This window comes from Streptomyces sp. NPDC031554 (assembly GCF_055580685.1).
In genome coordinates, this window is the sequence record NZ_JBVIKX010000007.1 from 19,974 (window position 1) to 39,262 (window position 19,289).

Sequence of the window (19,289 nt, forward strand, 5' to 3'; positions counted from 1 at the left end):
GGGCGGAACCGGTGGCCGGCCGGTGTGCCGGTGTGCCGGTCAGCCCTTGACCGCGCCCGCCATGATGCCGCTGACGATCTGACGGCCGAAGACGACGAACATCGCCAGCAGCGGCAGTGTGCCGAGCAGCGCGCCCGCCATGATCAGGGACTGGTCCCGGACGTATCCGGCGCTGAGCTGGGTGAGGGCGACGGGCACCGTCGGGTTGGTCATGTCGAGCACCACGAAGGGCCAGAAGAAGTCGTTCCAGGCGTGCACGAACGTGATCATGAACAGGACGGCCATCGCGGGGCGCGCCACGGGCAGCACGATGCTCCAGAAGATCCGCAGGGAGTGCGCGCCGTCCACGCGGGCGGCCTCGACCAGCTCGTCCGGCAGCGCCTCCGACAGGTACTGCCGCATGAAGAAGACGCCGACCGCGCTCACCAGGGTGGGGAAGATGACGGCGGGCAGCTCCTGCGACCAGCCCAGCTCGGACATCATCATGAACAGCGGCACGACACCGAGCTGCGGCGGCACCATCATGGTGCCGATCACCAGCATGAGCAGGACGTTGCGGCCCTTGAACCGCAGTTTGGCGAAGGCGAAGCCGGCCAGCGTCGCGAACATGACGGTGGACAGGGCGATGACGCCGGCCACGATCAGGCTGTTGATCATGGCCTTGCCCATCGCCGCCTCGTCCCAGGCGCGGGCGAGGTTGCTGAAGAGGTTCGGGCCGGGGAGGAACGGCGGCGGCGTCTGGCTGACGCGGGTGTTGTCGGTGGAGGCGGCCACCATGGTCCAGTACAGCGGGAAGATCGACACGACGGCCGTGATCGCGAGCAGGACGTAGGCGAGCGGGCCCGCGTGGTGCTGGCGGCCGGCGCGCTGGCCGAACAACCGCCGGCCGTCGCGGGCGGCGGGCTTCCTCGAGGCGGTCCGGGCCGGAGCGTCCGCCCGGACCGGCAGGCTTTCCGTGGTCATGGGGACTCCTGGTCAGGACGTGCGGGAGCGCAGGCGCTTGATCAGGCGCTGCGTGACGAAGACGAGGACGAGCAGCAGGAACATCGCCCAGGCGACGGTCGCCGAGCGGCCCATCTGGTAGTTCTTCCAGCCCTCCTCGTACAGCAGCAGCCCCAGCGTCTGGTACTGGTTGTCCGCGCCGCCCGTCACGCCGTTGGGCCCCTGCCCGAAGATCAGCGGTTCGCCGAACAGCTGCGTCGCGCCGATGGTGGACAGCACGATGGTGAAGACGATGGTGGAGCGGATGCCGGGCACGGTGACGTGGGTGAACTGCTTCCAGCGGGAGGCTCCGTCGATGGCGGCGGCCTCGTAGCGGTCGGCCGGGATGGCCTGCATGGCGGCCAGGTACAGCAGCGCGTTGTACCCGGTCCAGCGCCAGATGACGATGGTGGAGATCGCGGCCTGGGCGGGCCACTTGTCGGCCTCCCAGTTCACCGGGTCCAGCCCGACCAGACCGAGCGACCAGTTGATCATGCCGAAGTCGCGTTCGAACAGCATGGTGAACACGAGGGCGGCGGCGCCGACCGAGGTGGCGTAGGGGACGAGCGAGGCGATGCGGAAGAAGAGCGAGCCGCGCATCTTGTAGTTGAGCAGGTGGGCCAGGCCGAGCGCCATCAGCAGCTGCGGCACGGTGGAGATGACGCCGATGGTGATGGTGTTCGCCGTCGCGTTCCAGAACCGGGAGTCGTTCCAGAGGGCGACGTAGTTGTCGAACGCCACCCACTCCATGACGTCGAGGGTGGCCAGTTCCACCCGGTGCAGGGAGATCCAGGAGGTGTAGATCAGGGGGTAGAAGCTGAACGCGGCGAACACGACGAAGAACGGGGCGACGAACGCGTACGGCGCGCCCTTGACGTCCAGCCGGTGCAGCAGCGCGCCGCGCCGCCGGCCCGAGCCGCCGCCGTCCGGCCGGGACGGTCCTCGACGCCCCTCGCCGGCCTGGGCCTTGGTGATGGAGGTGGCCACCGGAGTTCCTTTCTGAGAGCGGAGGGTGAGCCGGCCGCCCGGGCCCGCCGGCGAAGTGCGCGGGCCCGGGCGGGCGGTGGGACCGAGGGGTCAGCCGACCGCCTTCTCGATGCGCTCCGCGGTGGTGCTCCAGGCCTTGTCGCGCGAGGTGCCCTGCTGCTCGACGAGGGTCAGGCCCTGCGAGAAGATGTCCTTGATCGTGCCGTCCTTGCGGCCGAGGACCTGCTTGTCGGGGATCTCCCGGGCGGCCGCGCCGAAGATCTGGCCGATCGGGGCGTTGTTGAAGTACTCGGAGGTGACGTTCTGCACCTCGGGCATCTCCAGCGCCTTCTGCGAGGACGGGACGCTGCCCTGCTTCTCGAAGATGTGCGCCTGCTGTTCGGGCGCGGTCAGCCAGGCGACGAGCTTCTTGGCCTCCTCCTTCACCGGGCTCTGCTCGACGACCCCGAGGAAGGAACCGCCCCAGTTGGCGCCCTTGGGCGCCTTGGCGACGTCCCACTTGCCCTTGTTGGCGGCGCCCGCCTTCTCACCGATGTGGCCGAGCATCCAGGCCGGGCAGACGGTCGTGGCGAAGGTGCCGTTGGCCAGGCCGGGGTCCCAACCGGGCTGGAACTGGCGGAGCTTGGCGGTCAGGTCGGCCTCCGCCGCGTCGGCGGCGAGGTTCCAGGCCTCCTTGACGACGGGGTTCTTGTCGTAGATCAGCTCGCCCTTGGCGTCGTAGTACTGCTCGGGGTAGCCGTAGACCATGGCGTTGAACAGGCCGCTCGCGGCGTCCATGTACGCCACCTCGCCGCCCTTGAAGTCCTTCTTGAAGGTGCGTCCGACCTCGACGTACTTCTTCCAGTCCCCCTGCCAGAGCTTGGCGACCTCCTCCCGGTCGGTGGGCAGGCCGGCCTTCTCGAAGTAGTCCTTGCGGTAACAGACGGCCATGGGGCCGATGTCGGTGCCGAGTCCGAGCACCTTGCCGTCCGCGGTGGTGATCTGGGACTGCTTCCACGGCAGGAAGTGGTCGGCGCCGGTCACGTCGGAGAAGTCCGCGAACTTGTCGGCCTGGGTGTCGACGATCTCCTTGGCGCGGCCGATCTCGATGCCCTGGACGTCCTTCAGACCCTTGCCGCCGGCCAGCCGGGTCTGCAGCGCGGTGTAGTACGTCTGCTCGTCACCGGCCACCTCGGCCTTGATGTCGACGTTCGGGTTCTCCTTCTCGTACTGCTCGAGCAGGCCCGTCTCCTTGAAGCCCATCACCCCGTACATGCCCATGGTGATGGTGACCTTGCCGTCCTTCTTGCCGCCACCCGTCGCCGAGTCGTCACCGCCTCCACAGCCGACGACGAGCGCGAGCGCACCGGCGGCCGCGACGACCGCGGCCGCTCGCGTGCGCGGGGTCCTGTGAGTGCTCATGAATGTCCTCCTAGCGACGGCGCTGACGCACCGGAGTGGCGGTATGGGTGGGGCCATGGCGTGACAATGAGCGATGGGAACGTGCCCACCAGACGGTGGGAACGTTCCCACCGGCGGATGGAAGACTCGTGGCAGCGGGCGGCCATGTCAATGACTTGAAAACAATTCGTTGCCGAACCGGACGTCCGGCGTTCGTTTCCCGACCCGGCGAGGGTGCTGCCGCCATCGTGGCGTCTGCCACAATTGCCGCTGGTCACGTCCGCGGCGCCGCCGTCGCGGTAGCCGTCCGGAGGAGCACATGACAGGGAACCGTCAGCCCACGATCAAAACCGTCGCGGCCCGCGCCGGGGTGGGGCGGACCACGGTGTCCCGCGTCATCAACGGCTCGGACCTCGTCAGCGCGGACGCCCGGGAGCGGGTGCTGGCGGCGATCGAGGAACTGAACTACATCCCCAACTCCGTGGCCCGGGGCCTGGTGACCAGCCGCACCGACTCGGTGGCGCTGGTGATCCCGGAGTCCGAGAGCCGGCTCGGATCGGAGCCGTTCTTCGCCGCCCTGATCCGCGGTGTGAGCGCGGCGCTCGCCGAGGCCGGGACCCAGTTGCAGCTCACGCTCGTCCGCGACCAGCTCGAACGGGACCAGCTCACCACGTCGGTGGCGACCCGCCGGGTCGACGGCGTCCTGCTGGTCTCGGTCCACGCGCACGACCGGCTGCCCGGCATCCTGGAGGAGATGGGGCTGCCCACGGTCCTGGCCGGCCGCAGGGACGAGCGGGAGCGGCTGAGCTACGTCGAGTCCGACAACGCCGGGGGCGCCGCGGCGGCCGTCCGGCACCTGCTGGACAGGGGCCGGCGCCGCATCGCCACCATCACCGGGTCGCTCGACATGGACGTCGGCCGCAGCAGGCTGGCCGGCTGGCGCGACGCCCATCGCGAGGCGGGCGAGCAGGCCGACGAATCCCTGGTCGAGGGAGGCGACTTCACCGAGGAGGGCGGGCGGCGGGCGATGTGTTCGCTTCTTGAACGCGCGCCGGAGCTGGACGCCGTGTTCGCCGCGTCGGACCTCATGGCCGTCGGGGCCATGGCCGAACTGCGCCGCCGGGGGCTGCGGGTGCCGGCCGACGTCGCCGTCGTCGGGTTCGAGGACTCCGTGCTCGCCCGCCACACCGCCCCGCCGCTGACCACGGTGCGTCAGCCGGTGGAGGAAGTGGGCCGGACGATGGCCCGGATCCTGACCGACATCACCCGACACGGCGCCGAACGGCAGCAGTTGACGCTGCCGACCGAGCTGGTGGTGCGCGAGTCGTCGTGACGGGCGCCGCGCCGTGCCGGACGCGCGGCGGGAGCCTGCCGAGGACCTCGCGGTCCGGGACGCGGCGGGCACCGGTGAAGGAAGTGCGGGGGGTGCCCGCAAGTCCGGTGAAGAAACCAGGTGTTCGGGCTGTGTGTTCTTCCGTTCGCCGGGCACCAGGAGCGGCGGAGGTTGATAACTATGGTTCCCCTGCTTCTCGTTCTCCTGCTGGCCCTGATCCTCTTCGGCGCGGGCTTCGCGCTGAAGGCACTGTGGTGGATCGCCGTCATCGTGCTGGTCGTGTGGCTGCTCGGCTTCGTCATGCGCAGCGCCGGCACCGGCGGCCGCAAGGGCCGCTGGTACCGCTGGTGACCCGCTGGACGGCGGCAGGGCTGTGGGCCCCGGGCGATCCCGGGGCCCACAGCCCTGCCCGGACCGGTGGTGCCGTCGCACCGGACCGGCGGCGGTGCCGTCACACCGGTCCGCGCCCGACGGCACCGCCGGCGGTCCCGTCGGCCAGGGGGATGCGGGCGGTGATCCTTTTGCCGACCGCCTCCTGACGGACCGACAGGTCCTCGGTCACCGCCTTGACGATCTCCAGCCCGTGCTGGCCGATCCTCGCCGGATCCGTGGTCCGCGCGGCGGGGACCGTGGGGTCGCTGTCCCACACGGTCACCTCCACGCTGCCGGCGGTGATCCGCAGCTCCATCAGGACGGGGCCGGGAGCGTACTTGCGGGCGTTGGTGACCAGTTCGCTGACCACCAGCTGGGTCAGGTCCCTCGCGCGGGCGGACACGGCCGATCGGTGACCGTCACGGGCCTGGTCGAGGAAGGCGGTGGCGTGGCGGCGGGCCTCGGCGATGCAGCCGTCGTCCCCGCCCAGGGCGAAGCCGGCGCGCAACGGAAGGTCGCCGGGCGCCCTGCAGTCGCCGTCCTCGGCCTCGGATCCCACCAGCATGCCTGACTCCCCGTCCACCCGAGCGCGAATGTCCCACCAGGTGACTACGTCTGCCCCGGATGCACCGTCCGGAACGGGCGATCGCGTGCCCCCCGCCCGGGCGGTGAGGCAGAATCATCCACGCGTGGTCCTGACCCGGAGCAAGCGTAGACGCAGTCGAGGAGACGGTGACCGACATCCCGAAAGCAGACCGGCCGGACGGGCTCGTCGTCGAGCAGAGCGTGGTCGACGGCGTACGCGTCGTGACCGTGCGCGGCGAGATCGACCACGACGTCAAGCACGTGCTCGACGAAGCCCTGTCGCCGCGGTACGGGGCGGCGGCGCCGTCACGGATCGTGGTGGACCTCAGCGGCGTCACCTTCATGGACTCCAGCGGCATCAACGTCCTCGTCGTCGCCCACCGGGCCGTCCGCGCGACCGCGGGGTGGCTGCGCATCGCCGGCGCGCGGGCGTCGGTCCTGCACGTCCTGCACATCGTGGGGATCGACGAGGTCATCCCCTGTCACGCCACCGTCGAGCAGGCCCTGAGCAACCCCTGACCCGCCCGGCACGCCCCACCCACCCCGGTACGCCTTCCGCCCGAGGGCCGGAGGAGGCCCCCGGGGGTGTCGCCGTCGGGCGCCACCGCACGCGTCCGTGTCCGCGGCGCACGGGTCCGGCGCGGCGCGGACCCGTGCGGGGTCGTCCCGCCGAACCCGGGATCACCGGGGTGACGGCCGCCGCCCTCCATGATGACGGGGCGCACGGTCCCGGCGCGGTCGCGGCATCGGCGCAGGGGGCTCCTTGCGGGGCCGGCCGTCCGGTCCGGACGGGCCCCGTTCCGGGCGCCACCCCCGGCCGGCCGGGGGTGGCGCAGCCGTCCAGGACGGACCCGACGCCGCCGCACGGGTGGCGCCGGCCGCGACGGAGAACACCGTGCGGACGGCTCCCCCGGACCCACCGGACCACGGGAGCGACCGGACGGCCGCGAGGGAACCGCCGGGGACCGTGAGGAACGCGGGGAGCGCCACCCACGCCGTCACTTGCTTGACTGGTGACGATTTGAGGTGAGACGATGGGGTCACCGCCCGCTCCGCCGAAGTTCGTCGACGTACGGGTTACCGGTCCGACCGCACGCGAGCGTCCCGCTCGCGAACGAGGGAAGGAAGATCCCGTGATGAGTGACGACCAGCAGAAGGCGTGGCTGGCCGGCGGCTGCTTCTGGGGCATGCAGGACCTGATCCGAAAGCTCCCGGGCGTCCTGAGCACACGGGTCGGCTACAGCGGCGGCGGCACGCCGCATCCGACCTACCGTGACCACGGCAGCCACGCCGAGTCGATCGAGATCGTCTTCGACCCCGCCGCCACCGACTACCGCACCCTCCTCGAGTACTTCTTCCAGATCCACGACCCGACCACGAAGAACCGGCAGGGCAACGACATCGGCGCCAGCTACCGTTCCGCCATCTTCTACCTGGACGAAGAACAGCGGCGCATCGCCGAGGACACGATCGCCGACGTCGACATGTCGGGCCTGTGGCCGGGCCCGGTCGTCACCGAGGTCGTCCCGGCCGACGAGTTCTGGGAGGCCGAGCCCGAGCACCAGGACTACCTGGAGCGCTACCCGGACGGCTACACCTGCCACTTCCCCCGCCCGGACTGGCGTCTGCCCAGGCGCGACGCGGTCTGACCCCGCCCGCTCCGGCCGCCCCGCCTCGTCAGGCGGGGCGGCCTCCGTGCTTCCGGTCACACCACCGCGTCCCCACCGGAGGGTGCCGCCCGCGCCGGGTACCCGAGGCTCATGACAGAAGTGGTACTGGCGGGTCTGTGGGGGCTGGTGGCGGGTTCGGCGCTGCTGCTGGGCGCGGCGGTGGGGTTCGGTCTGCGGGTGCCGCAGAAGGTGATCGCCACGGTCATGGCCTTCGGGGCGGGAGTACTGCTGTCGGCCGTCAGTTTCGAACTGGTCTCGGAGGCGTACGACGAGGCGGGGCTCGCCCCTGCCGCGGTCGGCACCCTGACGGGCGCCGCCGCCTACACCGCGGGCAACGTGTGGCTGGCCGCCCGGGGCGCCCGGCACCGCAAGCGCTCCGGCCACCGGCGGACGCGGGCACAGCCCACGGAGGCTCAGCAGAGCGGTTCGGGCCTGGCGCTCGCGCTCGGCGCGCTGCTCGACGGCGTCCCGGAGTCCGCGGTCATCGGGGTGGGCCTGCTCGACGGCGGATCGGTCAGTCTGGTGACCGTCGCCGCGGTCTTCATCAGCAACGTCCCCGAGGGGCTGTCCAGTTCGGCGGGGATGAGGAAGGCCGGGCGCGGCAAGGCCTACGTCTTCGGGGTGTGGGGCGCGATCGCGGCCGCGAGCACCGTCTCGTCCGTCCTCGGCTACACGGTGATCGGCCACTTCTCCCCGACGGTGATCGCCGCCGTGACCGCGGTGGCCGCGGGGGCGATCCTCGCGATGATCGCCGACACGATGATTCCCGAGGCGTTCGAGGACGCCCACCTGGCCATCGGGCTAATCACCGTGAGCGGCTTCCTCGTCTCCTTCGCCCTCTCCCACGCCTGACCGCCGTCGGAGACCGGCCGGTCCGGCCGGAACCGCGTGCGCCGGCGAACCGCCGCCCCGTCAGGTGGCCTCCGGCCGAGGAGCGTCGGCGACGCCCCGGGGGCGGGCCGTTCCGCGGACGGTCCGGCGGCCACCCGTTCGCCGTCCTCCTCCCCCGCCACGGGGGCCCGCCACAAGGTCCCGCCACGGGGTGCCGTCCCCGGTCCGGGGTCCCTCCGGCCGGGAGGGACGTCCGCTGGGCCGTGTGCCCGCGTCGAGAGCCGGCCGGGTGCGGAAGCCGGCCGTCCGGGTGCGGGCGGCGGGCCGGGCGGTCAGGCTGGGAGCGGGCCGTCGACGGCGCTCCCGGCCGGATCGGAATGGACTCTCACATGGGCAAGGCGCGACTGACCAGGGCGACCACGAGGACGGCCACGGGCCGCCGAGGGGGTGCCGCGTGACGAGGAACGTGAGCCCGCTGCGCGGCCGTACGGCGGTGGTGACGGGAGCGGCACGGGGGCTGGGGGAGGCGATCGCCGTACGGCTGGCCGACCGCGGCGTCCGGGTGGCGCTGCTGGGCCGCGAGGAGGACACCCTGGCCAGGGTCCGGGAACGGCTGCCGACCGAGTCGCTGTGCTGGGAGGTGGACATCACCGACGACGACCGCATGGCGGAGGTCGCCGACGAGGTGAGGGAACGGCTGGGGGCACCGTCCGTGGTGGTCGCCAACGCCGGCCTGGCGGAGGGCGGGCCCTTCGCGGAGTCGGACCCCGCGATCTGGCGCCGGGTGGTGGAGGTGAACCTGGTCGGCAGTGCCGTCACCGCCCGCGTCCATCTGCCGGCGCTGTTCGACACCTGCGGCTACTTCCTCCAGGTGGCGTCGCTCGCCTCCATCGGAGCCGCGCCGATGATGAGCGCCTACTGCGCGTCCAAGGCGGGTGTCGAGTCGTTCTGCCATTCCCTGCGCGCCGAGGTCGCCCACCGGCGCGTGGGTGTGGGCGTCGCCTACATCAACTGGACCGACACCGACATGATCCGCGACGTCGACGCGCACGCGGTGCTGCGGGAACTGCGCGGCCACATGCCCCCGCCGGCCCGCAAGGTGCATCCCGCGCCCTTCGTGGCGGAACGGCTGGTCCGCGCGGTCGAGCGGCGCCGTCCCACCGTCTACGTGCCGTCCTGGCTGCGGGCCACGCAACTCGTCCGGGCGGCCATGCCGCCGGTGGTCACGCTGCTCTCCCGCCGGGAACTGCCCCGGCTGGCCGCCGCGCACCCCTTCGAGGCCACCGGCTTCCTGGGAGCGGGCGGCCGGGCCGGGTCCCCGGCACCCCCCGCCTGACGACGGAGGAGCGGCGGGACGGCCGGGCCGTGGTCCGTCGCCCCGGACCGCGGCCCCGGCCCGCCGCCGGCTGCCGGGCACCAGGACGGTGTCGGGGGTGCCGACGAGGCCGGTCTCCTTCACCGCCGTCACCGGGGTGGACGGGGCGGGGCCGGGGGCGCGGGAGGCGGCAGCGGCGACCGGGGCGTCGGCCGTGGTGTCGGCCGTGGTGTCGGCCGTGGCCTCGGCGTCAGGGACGCACCGCGGGGTCGGGATCGGGACCGGGCGTGTGCGGGGTCGTGGCGGGGCGGGTGCCGACGGCGGGGGCGAGGGCGACGGCCACGGCGGTGAAGACGAGGACGACGAGCATGGCGGTGCGGAGGCCGTAGTGGTCGCCGAGGAAACCGAGGCCGGGCGGGCCGACGAGGAACGCGACGTAACCGATCATGGCGACGAGGCTGACTCGGGCCGCCGCCTCCGGACCGGAGTCGCCGGCCGCCGAGAGCGCGACGGGGAAGCCGAGCGAGGCCCCCACGCCCCAGAGCAGCACCGCGGCGCCCGCCAGGAGGGCGGAGTCGGCGAAGGCGACGACGGCGATGCCGAGGGTCGCCGAAACGGCGCTGGCCCGCACGACGGGCCCGCGGCCCACGCGGTCGATGAGGAAGCCGCCGCCGAAGCGGCCGATCGTCATGGCGGCGGCGAACCCCGTGTAGACGGCGGAACCCAGGGCGGGGTCGACGCCGTGACCGTCGACCATGAGGAGGGGCAGCCAGTCGTTCGCGGCCCCCTCGGCCAGCGCCATGGCCAGGATGACACCGCCGATCATGAGCAGCCGCCGGTCCTTCCAGACCTCGGCCCGCGCCGGCGCGGCGGCACCGTCGGGCAGCCGGTCCCGGTGCCGGGCCTTCCCCACACCGCCGGGGACGGCGCGCAGGGCGTGGGCGAGCATGCCGGCCGTGACGGCGACGACGGCGGCCAGGTGCCACTGCACCGGGACGTCGGCCGCGGTGCACAGGATGCCGCACGCGGCTCCCACCACGGTGCCCAGGCTGAAGAAGCCGTGGAGCGTGGGCAGTACCGTCCGCCCCGCCAGCCGTTCGACCTCGGCGCCGTCGACGTTGACCGCGACCTCTCCCCCGCCCATGCCGGCGCCGAAGAGGAACAGGCCGGCGGTGACGACGGGGGCGGAGGCGAGCATCGCCCCGCCACCGACGACCGCCATGCTGAGGATGACCAGCAGCGTTCCCGCGCCCATGACGGGCCGGGTGCCGAACCTGGCCACCAGCGCTCCGGAACCGAGGATGCCGATCATGGAGCCGACGGAGAGCCCGAACAGGATGATCCCCATCTGCGCGGTCGACGCGCCGAGCAGATCCCTGATGTCGGGCGTCCGTGTCACCCAGGAGGAGATCGACAGACCGGGTACGAGGAAGAGGAGGAACAACGCCGTTCTGCGGCGGCGGGTGGCCAGGTCCATGGATGAGGTGTTCTTTTCGCGCGGGTGCGGCAGGGCGATGATCACCCTGCGCTGATTCCGTTCGAACGTACACGCTGGTGGCGGGCGGAGGAAGACGATCATCCGCTGGTGCCGCGACGTCACGGACGGCCGGGCCGTCCCGTCACCGAGGGGACAGCACGCAGAACTCGTTGCCGTCCGGGTCGGCCATGACCACCCGGTCGGTCCGGCCCCGGCCGGTGTCGACGCGCTGCGCGCCGAGGGAGACGAGCCGGTCGACCTCCGCCCGCCGGTCGCCGTCGGCGGGCGGCGCGAGGTCGAAGCGGAGCCGGTTCTTCCCGGTCTTCGGCATCAGCGGCGGGCCGCCCCAGGTGATCTTGGGGCCGCCGTGCGGGGAGCGGATCGCGGTCTCCTCGTCCTGGTCCCAGACCAGCGGCCAGTCCAGTGCCCGGCTCCAGAAGTGACCGACGTCCCGCGAACCGTCGCAGGCGAGCGCCCCGATGAATCCGCAGTCCGCGAGGAAGGCGTTGTCCGGCCCGATGACGCAGAACTCGTTGCTCTCGGGGTCGGCGAGCACCACGTGGTCCTCCTCCGGGCGCTGACCGATGTCGATGTGGCGGGCGCCGAGGGCGACCGCCTTCGCCACGGTCCGCCGCTGGTCGTCGAGGGAGGTGCTCGTCAGGTCGAAGTGCAGGGGGTTCTGGCTCGTCTTCCGCTCGCTCGTCGGAAGGAACCGCATCCGGAACCCCGTGTCGTCGCCGGGCAGGAGCTGGACCCCGTCAGGGGAGTCGCCGGTCCTCTCCCAGTCCAGGAAGTCGCCCCAGAAACGGGCGAGGCGGGTCGGGTCGTTCGCGTCGAAGGTGAGCGCGTGCAGGCGGGAGGGCATTGCTCGGGGTCTCCGATCTGCCGGATCGCCGTCCCCCCGCCCGGTCGGGCGGGGCGGTTCACCGGCGGGGGCTGCTTCCATCAGGTCGTGGCCGGACGTCGCCGACCCTGCCCAGGCGGCGTCACGGGGGCAACTCATTTGTGACGGCGCCCGGTCGCCGCCGGGCCGGCGACCCCGTCCGCCGGCTCACGGGGCCGCCGGTCACAGGCTCCCGAGGAGGTCGTCGAGGGGGGCCGGCACCTGGTCGGGGGCGAGGGCCTCGACCAGGAGGCGGCCGTAGCGGATCTTGCGGCCCTTCTTCGTGCCGAGGAAGCGCCGCAACTGCCGCTGCCGGGGCCGTCCGTGCTGTGCGGGCTGGTGCAGGAAGGTCTGCCAGGCGCGGAGGTCGCCCTCGGCCCGGACGACCTCCTCGGCCTTCGCCGGACCCAGCGCGCGGACGAGTTCGTCCTCCAGGTCCGTCACGCACACGAAGAAGTCCCGGCGCGACGCTCCCGCCCGCTCCAGACCGCGGTCGTAGAAGGGCTGCTCGCGTTCGTCGCAGAGGCCGGCCAGGCGCAGGCCGAGGCCGGGCGGACCGAGGATGTCGGCGTGGCGGGCGACGCTCATCGCCCCGCCCATGGACACGACGCACACCCCTTCGGCGGCCAGGTCCCGGCCGCGCCGCGCGGCCAGCGCCTCGACGGCGGCGAGGTCGCTCGGGCCTTCGAGCAGCACCGCGGTCCGCACCCCCAGCCGCGCCGCCAGCTCCCTCGCCGGTCCGCCGGGACCACCGGCGGCCCAGGCGCTCACCTCGTCCCGGAACGCCCCCATGTCGGCCATGGGGCGAGTCTGCACCACCGCCGGCGTCCGGGCACGGCATTAATGCGGGGCCCCTCGTTCTCGCGTTCCCGACGGGGGAACCGGGCGGTGTGCGCTCGCCTGCCCGTGCCCCGGGCACGCGCCGGGGCGGCAGCGTGCCGTCGTAGCCCGTGACGGTCGACGCCCCGCGCCCCGCGCACGCGCCGGGGCGGGACGGAGCGGGACCGGACGGAACGAGCGGGTCCCCGACGGGATCGGGCGGGACGAGCGGGTCCCCGACGGAACCGGACGGGACGAGCGAGTCCCCCGACGGGACCGGACGAGGCGGGGCGGAAGGGCTCGCGCCGGGACCGGACCGGACGGGACTCGCGCCGGGACGGGAAGGGCTCGCGCCGAGGCGGGGCAGGGGGAGGGCGGGAGGGGCGGGGAAGCCTTCGCGGCCGGGAACCCTCGCATGGCCCGACCCGCCCCGGGTACCGGGAAGGGGAAGCCATGCGCCGCCCGGCGCACTCCGCACCGGGCGCTCCGGCCGGGCCACGATGGGGTGAAGCCATGCGCGACGACAGCATCCCCGAGGAACTGCTCGTGGCGGCCGCCCAGGAGGCGCTGCGCGACCTCAACCGCACGCCCGACGACCGGACGGTGCTGGACACCCTGGTCGCCTGCGACATCCTGGTCCCGGAGCCGGACGAATTCGTCGCCCGTCACTCCCCGCGGGACGGCAGGCTCACGCTCCCGGTGATCGACGACCCGCCGCAGCCGCACACGGTCCCCGTCTTCACCTCCGTGGAGCGCATGCTCCACACGCTCCCCGAGGTGCACATCGGGCACCAGGTGCAGCTCGGCCTGCTGGCGGCCAACTGGCCCACCGACGAGGAGCTGGCGCTCGCCATCGACCTCGGCCACCCCGACGGCCTGATCTTCGCCGGCCAGGACGTCCACGTCCTGCTCGTGCCGCCCCGGAGGTGACCGGCCGCTCCCCCGGCCCTCCGGAGGAACGCCCCTCGGCGGTCAGCGGCGCCGCAGGGACGGGTCGAGCAGCGCCGGCGGGGTGTCGTGCTTCTCGTGCGCGGCGAGGTCGGTGCCGGGGGCGACGACGGCGTCGATCGCGTCGAGCACGTCGGCCGGGAGCACGGTGTCGGCGGCGGCGAGCTGCGCGCGCAGGTGCTCGGGGGTGCGGGGACCGATGAGCGCGGCGGTCACGGCGGGGTGCGCGGTCACGAAGCCGAGGGCGAGCTGGATCATGGTCAGGCCCGCCCCGTCGGCGATCTCGGCCAGCTGCTCGACGGCGTCGAGCCTGGCCCGGTTGGCGGGCAGGGCGGTGTCGAAGCGCTGCGGCATGAACGCCGAGCGGCTGGTGGTGATCTCCCGGCCCGCGCGGACGGCGCCCGACAGCCAGCCCGAGGCCAGCGGGCTCCACACGAGGACGCCGAGCCCGTACTCCTCGGTCACGGGCAGCACGTGGGTCTCGACCCCCCGCTGGAGGACGGAGTAGCTGGGCTGTTCGGTGACGTAACGGCCGAGGTGGTGCTCGCGGGCGGCCCACTGGGCCTGCACGATGCGGTGGGCGGGGAAGGTCGAGGAGCCGAAGTGGCGGATCTTTCCCGCGCGTTGGAGGTCGGTCAGCGCCGACAGGGTCTCCTCGTCACCGGTGTCGGGATCCCACCGGTGGATCTGGTAGAGATCGACGTGGTCGACGCCGAGGCGGCGCAGGCTGGCGTCGAGCGCGCTGACCAGCCAACGGCGGGAACCGCCCCGGTGGTTGCGCCCGTCGCCCATCGGCATGCCGGCCTTGGTGGCCAGGACGACGTCGTCACGGCGGCCGGCGACGGCCTTGCCGATCATCTCCTCCGACTCGCCGCCGCTGTACACGTCCGCGGTGTCGATGAGGTTGACACCGGCCTCGAGCGCGGTGTCGACGAGGGCGGTGACCTCGTCCTGGGTGGTGCGTCCGAGCGCGCCGAAGTTCATCGCGCCGAGCGCGAGGGTGCTGACCTGTACACCGGTGCGGCCCAGGGTGCGGTACTGCATGACCGTGTCTCCTCCGTTGACGGACGAAGCGGGGTGGGGAGGTGCGCGTGCGCGGCTTGGTGGCCGGTCCCCGCTCTGGCATCATGAGCAAAGCGGAACCTCGTTCCGGAAAAGACGATACGGAACAGCGTTCCGCTTTGCAAGGCGATCAGGGGAAGGAGACGCACGTGGGCGACGGCGACGAGCGCGGGAGACGGACGGCGGAACCCAGGCGGAAGGACGCCCGGCGCAACAAGGAGAGCCTCCTCGACGCGGCCGCCGCGGTCTTCGTCACCTCGGGCGTGGACGCGCCGGTCCGTGACATCGCGACCCGGGCCGGCGTCGGGGTGGGCACGATCTACCGCCATTTCCCGACGCGGGCGGACCTCATCATCGCCGTCTACCGGCACCAGGTCGAAGCCTGCGCCGAGGCGGGTCCGCGGCTGCTGGCGACGAGCCCGACCCCGTACGCCGCCCTGGGCGGGTGGATCGGCCTCTTCGTCGACTTCCTGGTCACCAAGCACGGCCTCGCCGCCGTGCTCCGGTCCGACGAGGCGGGCTTCGAGACGCTGCACGCCTACTTCCTGGACCGCCTCGTGCCCGTCTGCGCCGACCTGCTCGAAGCCGCGGCCGCCGCCGGGGAGATCCGCTCCGACCTGGAGGCCTACGCGCTGATGCGGGGCGTCGGAAACCTCTGCATCGGCGCGGAGAGCGACCCCCGCTACGACCCCCGCCGGCTGGTCGAGGTCCTCGTCGCGGGACTGCGCCCGCCCCACTGACCCCGGGGCCCACCGCCCCCGGCCGCCCGGCCGCCCGGCTGGCCCCGGCGACGGTCACCGCGGCCCGGTCCGGCCCGGCCCCGGACGGCCGGTGCCGGGTCACTCGTGTCCGGGGCTCCGGTCCTCGGGGAGGGCGCGGGCGGTGATGCCGTCGGCCCTGGCCGCGTCGGCGAGGGCCTCGGCGGCCGCCTCCGCGGCCTGCGCGGTGTCGCTGGCCGCCTGGGCCTGGGCCGCCCCGCCGTCCGAACTCTTCTCGCGTGTGGCCGGCGACCGGGGCAGGACCTCGCTGAACGCCCGTGACACGTCGCTGAGCGCGGAGGTGATCTCGCTGGGGATCACCCAGAAGTTGTTGCCCGGTCCCTGCGCGAGGTGGGGCAGCGTCTGGAGGTACTGGTAGGCGAGGAGCTTGGGGTCGGGGTCGTTGCGGTGCACGGCCTGGAACACCTCGTCGATGGCCCGGGACTGTCCTTCGGCCTGGAGGATCGCGGCCGTGCGGTTGCCCTCCGCGCGCAGGACGGCGGCCTGCTTGTCGCCCTCGGCGGTGAGGATCTGCGACTGGCGCTGTCCCTCGGCGCCGAGGATCGCGGCGCGCTTGTCCCGCTCGGCCCGCATCTGCTTCTGCATGGCGTCCTTGATGGTCTGGGGCGGGTCGATGGCCTTGATCTCCACCCGGTTGACCCTGAGACCCCATTTGCCGGTGGCCTCGTCCAGCACACCGCGGAGCTGGCTGTTGATGGTGTCGCGGGAGGTGAGGGTCTTCTCCAGATCCATGGACCCCACCACGTTGCGCAGGGTGGTGACGGTGAGCTGCTCCACCGCCTGAAGGAAGTTGGCGATCTCGTAGAAGGCCGCGCGCGGGTCGGTGACCTGGAAGTACAGCACGGTGTCGATCTCGACGACCAGGTTGTCCTCGGTGATCACCGGCTGCGGTTTGAAGGAGACGACCTGTTCCCGCAGGTCGATCACCGGATACACGCGGTCGATGAAGGGGATCACAAGGCTGAGGCCGGGTTTCAGCGTCCGGTGGTAGCGGCCGAGCCGTTCGACGTTGCGGGCGCGCGCCTGGGGCACGATGCGCACCGCCCGTACCACGACGAGGACCGCCAGCAGGGCGACGATCAGGCCGGCGACGAGGAACGCCGAAGCTTGCATGGTTCACTCCCGGGGGTAGACGAGTGCGGTGGAACCGCTGATCTCCATGACGTCCACGGCCGTCCCAGGGGGGATCACCAACGTCTCGTCGTAGGCGCGCGCCGTCCACTCCTCGCCCTCGATCCGGACCCTGCCACCGGCTCCGGTCACTTCGGAGACGACGTAGGCGGACTTCCCGATCAGTGCGTCGATGCCGAACCGCTCCGTCTGGGGCCGCAGCACGTGGCGCAGCGCGACCGGGCGCAGGAACACCAGGCCGAGCGTGGCGACGACGGTGAACACGAGGAACTGAAGGGGCCCGGGCAGTCCCAGGGCGGCGGCGCCGGCCGTGATCGACGCGGCCCCGCCGAGCATGCCCAGGGCGGCGGTGAGCGTGAAGAGCTCCGCCAGGACGAGAAATCCCGCGATGATCACCCAGATCAGCCACGGCTCCACAGGGCCCCCTTCCGAGGACGCGAGCGCGTGAGGGCGGCACACCGCCCGTGGTCACCGGTACGGCCCGTCCGGTACCGGGAAGGCACGCGCGAGGAGTACTCGCACGCCTCACCGCTGTCGGGCGGCCGCCTCACGCTCTCCCACGCAGAGACCTCTACCCACCCCGCGGCCCCGGAGAACCGGCCCCGCCGCGGACGATCGGCGGGTTCGGCCGATCCGCGCATCGGCGGCGTCGGGTCCGAGGAGGGCGCGGACCGTACCCCGCGGGACGGCCGGGTCGATGCCGTCGAGGCCGGCCCTCTCCCCGTGGGCCCCTCGGCCCCTCGGCCCCTCAGCTCTTCAGCCCCTCGGTCGTGATGGCGGGTGCGGTCGGTGTCGTCGTCGTCCCATACTTTCCGTATGACGTCAGGTGTTGCGCCGCGGGGCGCGTCGGTCTCCGTGCGGCGAGCCGTCGCGAAGGACGCCAAGCGGCTCACGCGGCTCGTGCGCGGCTCGCGGGCCTACGAGGGGCAGTACGCGGCCATGGTCGCGGACCACCGGGTGGGACCCGGCTACATCGAGGCCCACCGGGTTTTCGTGGCCGTCGCCGACGACGGGCACGGGAGCCGTGTGCTCGGTTTCTACTCGCTGCTCCTCGCCCCGCGGGAACTCGACCTGCTGTTCGTCGCCGACGAGGCGCAGGGCCGCGGCATCGGACGGCTGCTCGTCGCCCACATGCGGGCCGAGGCGCGCGCCGCCGGGCTCGACCGGGTCCGGGTGGTGTCGCATCCGCCGGCCGAGGGCTTCTACCGGAGCGTGGGCGCGGTGCGCACCGGGACCGCGCCCGCGAACCCGCCCGCCGTGGGATGGGAACGCCCCGAGTTCGACTTCCTCCTCCCGCCCGCGCGGCCCGCCGCTCCCGCGGCCGCGGGAGCGGCAGCGGCCGCGGGGAGCGACGCCCGCACCGCCTGAGGCAGGGGTGCCGCGGGCCGGACCGCGTTCGGACCGGACCGTGGCACCCCTGGCCCCGGCTCAGGACGACTGCGGCGCCGGGCACTGCACGGAGGGCGGGCAGAACCACGCGCGCGCCGTGTCGAGCAGTTCGCGTTCGTCCTCGGTCCCGTCGTCCTGCGCGCCGTAGGCGATGAGGGCGTAGCGCTCCCCGTCGACGGCCTCGAAGCGGTGGTCGATGACGTGGTAGGCGGAGCCGGTGGCGGGTTCGCCGCTCAGTTCGTCCGCGGTGTACTCGTGCTCGGCCGCCTCGTTCCCGGACGGGTCCGGCACGTACCGCACCTGGATCTCCCGGTACCCGTCGAGTCCGCTCGCCGTCGTCTGCGCCTCGACCACGGAGGCGTGCGGGGAGTCCTCCATGAGCTGGAAGATCTGGATCCTGCGGACGCCGTCGGGGGCGCGGTACTCGACGATCTCGATGCCGTACCGGGACGGGTCGCTCTCGCGGGTCCAGCCTTCGGGCAGGGCGATGCGGAAGCCCTCGGAGTCGTCCAGGATCTCGTAGCCGGACGGCGGCGACGCGGTGACGCCCGGGTCGGCCGTCGTCCCCTCCTCCGCGGCGCCGTCGTCGGTGGCGCCCGGTTCCACGGGTGCCTCCTGGGCCGGCGGACGGTAGGGTTCCGGCTCGTCCTTCCAGGCCAGGGCCCACGTGCCGAAGGCGACCCCGCACACCGCGAGGACGACCGCGGTGCGTTGCAGGACGCTCCGCTGGCGCGGCAGGTCGAGATACTGCTCGACGTGGAAGAGGCGTTCACGTCGTGATCCGCCCCACTCCTGCCGCTCGATGTCGAACACTCTCATCGCTGCTGTCCTCCGTGCCACGGTGGCGGGTCCGTCATCGGGTGGGTCCGGCGCATCAGCCGAGCAGTTGGGCCGCACCCTGGACGACGGCGGCGGCCGAGGCGACCGCGCCGACGGCGGCGCCCTGGGATCCGAGCCAGTTCCTCACGTCGCCCAGCAGCCGGGTGAGCCGGCCGGTGCCGGCGGTACCGGCCCCGGCGATCTCGGCCTCGGCCTCGGCGAGTTCGCCGTCGAGCGTCGCGTCCTCGGCGCTGCGGTCCGCCACCGGCGGCAGTGCGCCGCGCAGTTCGCGGATGGCGGCGAGGAGTTCGGCGTGCCGGGGATCGGCTCCCGCGCCGGTGGTGTTGTACGACGTCGCCGTGCCGTGGCTGCCGGCGGCGACCGATCCTCCGGTCATGGAGCCGATGCTCACGCTGCCGCCGCTGCCCGGCTGCTGCTCCGGACCGCTGTGTCCGCTGGTCGACATGGGGATGTCCCCTTCCTCAGGGCGTGTGGTTCGCTTCTCGGGGCGGGGCCGGCCTTCTTTCC

Annotated in this window: 21 protein-coding genes; 9 read left to right on the forward strand and 12 right to left on the reverse strand. The window is 73.0% G+C overall.

Going from position 1 to position 19,289, the window contains the following annotated elements; all coding sequences use genetic code 11:
- Window positions 1-39 precede the first annotated feature (39 nt).
- The 3 genes from ACZ5FU_RS19375 to ACZ5FU_RS19385 form a co-directional block, all read right to left on the reverse strand.
- Window positions 40-963: a carbohydrate ABC transporter permease gene (locus ACZ5FU_RS19375; RefSeq protein ID WP_451530267.1), complete on the reverse strand. Its 924-nt coding sequence runs from the start codon at window positions 961-963 to the stop codon at window positions 40-42.
- 12 nt (window positions 964-975) lie between these two features.
- A complete protein-coding gene (locus ACZ5FU_RS19380; RefSeq protein WP_451530266.1) occupies window positions 976-1,968 on the reverse strand; it encodes a carbohydrate ABC transporter permease in 993 nt (330 codons plus the stop codon).
- 90 nt (window positions 1,969-2,058) lie between these two features.
- Window positions 2,059-3,369, reverse strand: a complete 1,311-nt coding sequence (locus ACZ5FU_RS19385; protein WP_451530265.1) for an ABC transporter substrate-binding protein — start codon at window positions 3,367-3,369, stop codon at window positions 2,059-2,061.
- A 298-nt stretch (window positions 3,370-3,667) separates the two neighbouring features.
- On the opposite strand from ACZ5FU_RS19385, the gene ACZ5FU_RS19390 reads away from it, so the two are divergent.
- Both ACZ5FU_RS19390 and ACZ5FU_RS19395 read left to right on the forward strand, forming a co-directional pair.
- The gene (locus tag ACZ5FU_RS19390) at window positions 3,668-4,681 is read left to right on the forward strand and encodes a LacI family DNA-binding transcriptional regulator (protein WP_451530264.1); all 1,014 of its coding nucleotides are present in this window, start codon (window positions 3,668-3,670) and stop codon (window positions 4,679-4,681) included.
- Between the two features lie 180 nt (window positions 4,682-4,861).
- Window positions 4,862-5,032 carry a DUF5670 family protein gene (locus ACZ5FU_RS19395; protein WP_020131495.1) on the forward strand — a complete coding sequence of 57 codons (171 nt, stop codon included), beginning with the start codon at window positions 4,862-4,864 and terminating at the stop codon, window positions 5,030-5,032.
- Window positions 5,033-5,132: 100 nt separating this feature from the next.
- Here the strand turns inward: ACZ5FU_RS19395 and ACZ5FU_RS19400 are convergent, their stop codons facing one another.
- A complete protein-coding gene (locus tag ACZ5FU_RS19400; RefSeq protein WP_469045613.1) occupies window positions 5,133-5,618 on the reverse strand; it encodes an ATP-binding protein in 486 nt (161 codons plus the stop codon).
- Between the two features lie 167 nt (window positions 5,619-5,785).
- Here ACZ5FU_RS19400 and ACZ5FU_RS19405 point away from each other — a divergent pair, with 167 nt between their 5' ends.
- From ACZ5FU_RS19405 to ACZ5FU_RS19420, 4 genes are all read left to right on the forward strand, one after another.
- Window positions 5,786-6,157 (forward strand): STAS domain-containing protein, encoded by a 372-nt coding sequence (locus ACZ5FU_RS19405; protein WP_451778689.1) that lies wholly within the window; start codon window positions 5,786-5,788, stop codon window positions 6,155-6,157.
- 617 nt (window positions 6,158-6,774) lie between these two features.
- Complete coding sequence (gene msrA, locus ACZ5FU_RS19410) at window positions 6,775-7,287, forward strand: peptide-methionine (S)-S-oxide reductase MsrA (protein ID WP_451530261.1); 513 nt, start codon at window positions 6,775-6,777, stop codon at window positions 7,285-7,287.
- 111 nt (window positions 7,288-7,398) lie between these two features.
- Complete coding sequence (locus ACZ5FU_RS19415; protein WP_451530260.1) at window positions 7,399-8,160, forward strand: ZIP family metal transporter; 762 nt, start codon at window positions 7,399-7,401, stop codon at window positions 8,158-8,160.
- A gap of 433 nt (window positions 8,161-8,593) precedes the next feature.
- Window positions 8,594-9,475 carry an SDR family oxidoreductase gene (locus ACZ5FU_RS19420; protein ID WP_468646680.1) on the forward strand — a complete coding sequence of 294 codons (882 nt, stop codon included), beginning with the start codon at window positions 8,594-8,596 and terminating at the stop codon, window positions 9,473-9,475.
- 229 nt (window positions 9,476-9,704) lie between these two features.
- On the opposite strand, the gene ACZ5FU_RS19425 is transcribed toward ACZ5FU_RS19420, so the two are convergent.
- From ACZ5FU_RS19425 to ACZ5FU_RS19435, 3 genes are all read right to left on the reverse strand, one after another.
- On the reverse strand, window positions 9,705-10,931 hold the full coding sequence (locus ACZ5FU_RS19425) for an MFS transporter (RefSeq protein WP_469045614.1): 1,227 nt from the start codon (window positions 10,929-10,931) through the stop codon (window positions 9,705-9,707).
- A 142-nt stretch (window positions 10,932-11,073) separates the two neighbouring features.
- A complete protein-coding gene (locus ACZ5FU_RS19430; protein ID WP_469045616.1) occupies window positions 11,074-11,796 on the reverse strand; it encodes a VOC family protein in 723 nt (240 codons plus the stop codon).
- Between the two features lie 201 nt (window positions 11,797-11,997).
- Window positions 11,998-12,615, reverse strand: coding sequence for a TOPRIM nucleotidyl transferase/hydrolase domain-containing protein (locus ACZ5FU_RS19435; protein WP_468646678.1), 618 nt, complete (start codon window positions 12,613-12,615; stop codon window positions 11,998-12,000).
- 531 nt (window positions 12,616-13,146) lie between these two features.
- On the opposite strand from ACZ5FU_RS19435, the gene ACZ5FU_RS19440 reads away from it, so the two are divergent.
- The gene (locus ACZ5FU_RS19440; RefSeq protein WP_451530255.1) at window positions 13,147-13,563 is read left to right on the forward strand and encodes an SseB family protein; all 417 of its coding nucleotides are present in this window, start codon (window positions 13,147-13,149) and stop codon (window positions 13,561-13,563) included.
- 42 nt (window positions 13,564-13,605) lie between these two features.
- Here ACZ5FU_RS19440 and ACZ5FU_RS19445 read toward each other — a convergent pair whose 3' ends face one another.
- Window positions 13,606-14,625 (reverse strand): aldo/keto reductase, encoded by a 1,020-nt coding sequence (locus ACZ5FU_RS19445; protein WP_468646677.1) that lies wholly within the window; start codon window positions 14,623-14,625, stop codon window positions 13,606-13,608.
- A 167-nt stretch (window positions 14,626-14,792) separates the two neighbouring features.
- On the opposite strand from ACZ5FU_RS19445, the gene ACZ5FU_RS19450 reads away from it, so the two are divergent.
- A complete protein-coding gene (locus ACZ5FU_RS19450; RefSeq protein WP_451530253.1) occupies window positions 14,793-15,383 on the forward strand; it encodes a TetR/AcrR family transcriptional regulator in 591 nt (196 codons plus the stop codon).
- Between the two features lie 99 nt (window positions 15,384-15,482).
- Here ACZ5FU_RS19450 and ACZ5FU_RS19455 read toward each other — a convergent pair whose 3' ends face one another.
- Together ACZ5FU_RS19455 and ACZ5FU_RS19460 are read right to left on the reverse strand one after the other, a co-directional pair.
- Window positions 15,483-16,535, reverse strand: coding sequence for an SPFH domain-containing protein (locus ACZ5FU_RS19455; protein WP_451530252.1), 1,053 nt, complete (start codon window positions 16,533-16,535; stop codon window positions 15,483-15,485).
- Between the two features lie 3 nt (window positions 16,536-16,538).
- A complete protein-coding gene (locus tag ACZ5FU_RS19460; RefSeq protein WP_468837902.1) occupies window positions 16,539-16,970 on the reverse strand; it encodes an NfeD family protein in 432 nt (143 codons plus the stop codon).
- A 399-nt stretch (window positions 16,971-17,369) separates the two neighbouring features.
- On the opposite strand from ACZ5FU_RS19460, the gene ACZ5FU_RS19465 reads away from it, so the two are divergent.
- Entirely contained in the window at window positions 17,370-17,921 is a 552-nt protein-coding gene (locus ACZ5FU_RS19465; protein WP_469045711.1) for a GNAT family N-acetyltransferase, read from the forward strand.
- 60 nt (window positions 17,922-17,981) lie between these two features.
- Here ACZ5FU_RS19465 and ACZ5FU_RS19470 read toward each other — a convergent pair whose 3' ends face one another.
- Window positions 17,982-18,761 carry a hypothetical protein gene (locus tag ACZ5FU_RS19470; RefSeq protein WP_451778702.1) on the reverse strand — a complete coding sequence of 260 codons (780 nt, stop codon included), beginning with the start codon at window positions 18,759-18,761 and terminating at the stop codon, window positions 17,982-17,984.
- A gap of 55 nt (window positions 18,762-18,816) precedes the next feature.
- Window positions 18,817-19,227, reverse strand: a complete 411-nt coding sequence (locus tag ACZ5FU_RS19475; RefSeq protein WP_469045714.1) for a hypothetical protein — start codon at window positions 19,225-19,227, stop codon at window positions 18,817-18,819.
- Window positions 19,228-19,289 lie beyond the last annotated feature (62 nt).

Coding starts and splice junctions, on each gene's coding strand:
- ACZ5FU_RS19375 (WP_451530267.1), bottom strand. CDS start 963: ATGACCACGGAAAGCCTGCCGGTCCGGGCGGACGCTCCGGCCCGGACC.
- ACZ5FU_RS19385 (WP_451530265.1), bottom strand. CDS start 3,369: ATGAGCACTCACAGGACCCCGCGCACGCGAGCGGCCGCGGTCGTCGCG.
- ACZ5FU_RS19390 (WP_451530264.1), top strand. CDS start 3,668: ATGACAGGGAACCGTCAGCCCACGATCAAAACCGTCGCGGCCCGCGCC.
- ACZ5FU_RS19395 (WP_020131495.1), top strand. CDS start 4,862: ATGGTTCCCCTGCTTCTCGTTCTCCTGCTGGCCCTGATCCTCTTCGGC.
- ACZ5FU_RS19400 (WP_469045613.1), bottom strand. CDS start 5,618: ATGCTGGTGGGATCCGAGGCCGAGGACGGCGACTGCAGGGCGCCCGGC.
- msrA (WP_451530261.1), top strand. CDS start 6,775: ATGAGTGACGACCAGCAGAAGGCGTGGCTGGCCGGCGGCTGCTTCTGG.
- ACZ5FU_RS19415 (WP_451530260.1), top strand. CDS start 7,399: ATGACAGAAGTGGTACTGGCGGGTCTGTGGGGGCTGGTGGCGGGTTCG.
- ACZ5FU_RS19425 (WP_469045614.1), bottom strand. CDS start 10,931: ATGGACCTGGCCACCCGCCGCCGCAGAACGGCGTTGTTCCTCCTCTTC.
- ACZ5FU_RS19430 (WP_469045616.1), bottom strand. CDS start 11,796: ATGCCCTCCCGCCTGCACGCGCTCACCTTCGACGCGAACGACCCGACC.
- ACZ5FU_RS19435 (WP_468646678.1), bottom strand. CDS start 12,615: ATGGCCGACATGGGGGCGTTCCGGGACGAGGTGAGCGCCTGGGCCGCC.
- ACZ5FU_RS19440 (WP_451530255.1), top strand. CDS start 13,147: ATGCGCGACGACAGCATCCCCGAGGAACTGCTCGTGGCGGCCGCCCAG.
- ACZ5FU_RS19445 (WP_468646677.1), bottom strand. CDS start 14,625: ATGCAGTACCGCACCCTGGGCCGCACCGGTGTACAGGTCAGCACCCTC.
- ACZ5FU_RS19455 (WP_451530252.1), bottom strand. CDS start 16,535: ATGCAAGCTTCGGCGTTCCTCGTCGCCGGCCTGATCGTCGCCCTGCTG.
- ACZ5FU_RS19465 (WP_469045711.1), top strand. CDS start 17,370: ATGACGTCAGGTGTTGCGCCGCGGGGCGCGTCGGTCTCCGTGCGGCGA.
- ACZ5FU_RS19470 (WP_451778702.1), bottom strand. CDS start 18,761: ATGAGAGTGTTCGACATCGAGCGGCAGGAGTGGGGCGGATCACGACGT.
- ACZ5FU_RS19475 (WP_469045714.1), bottom strand. CDS start 19,227: ATGTCGACCAGCGGACACAGCGGTCCGGAGCAGCAGCCGGGCAGCGGC.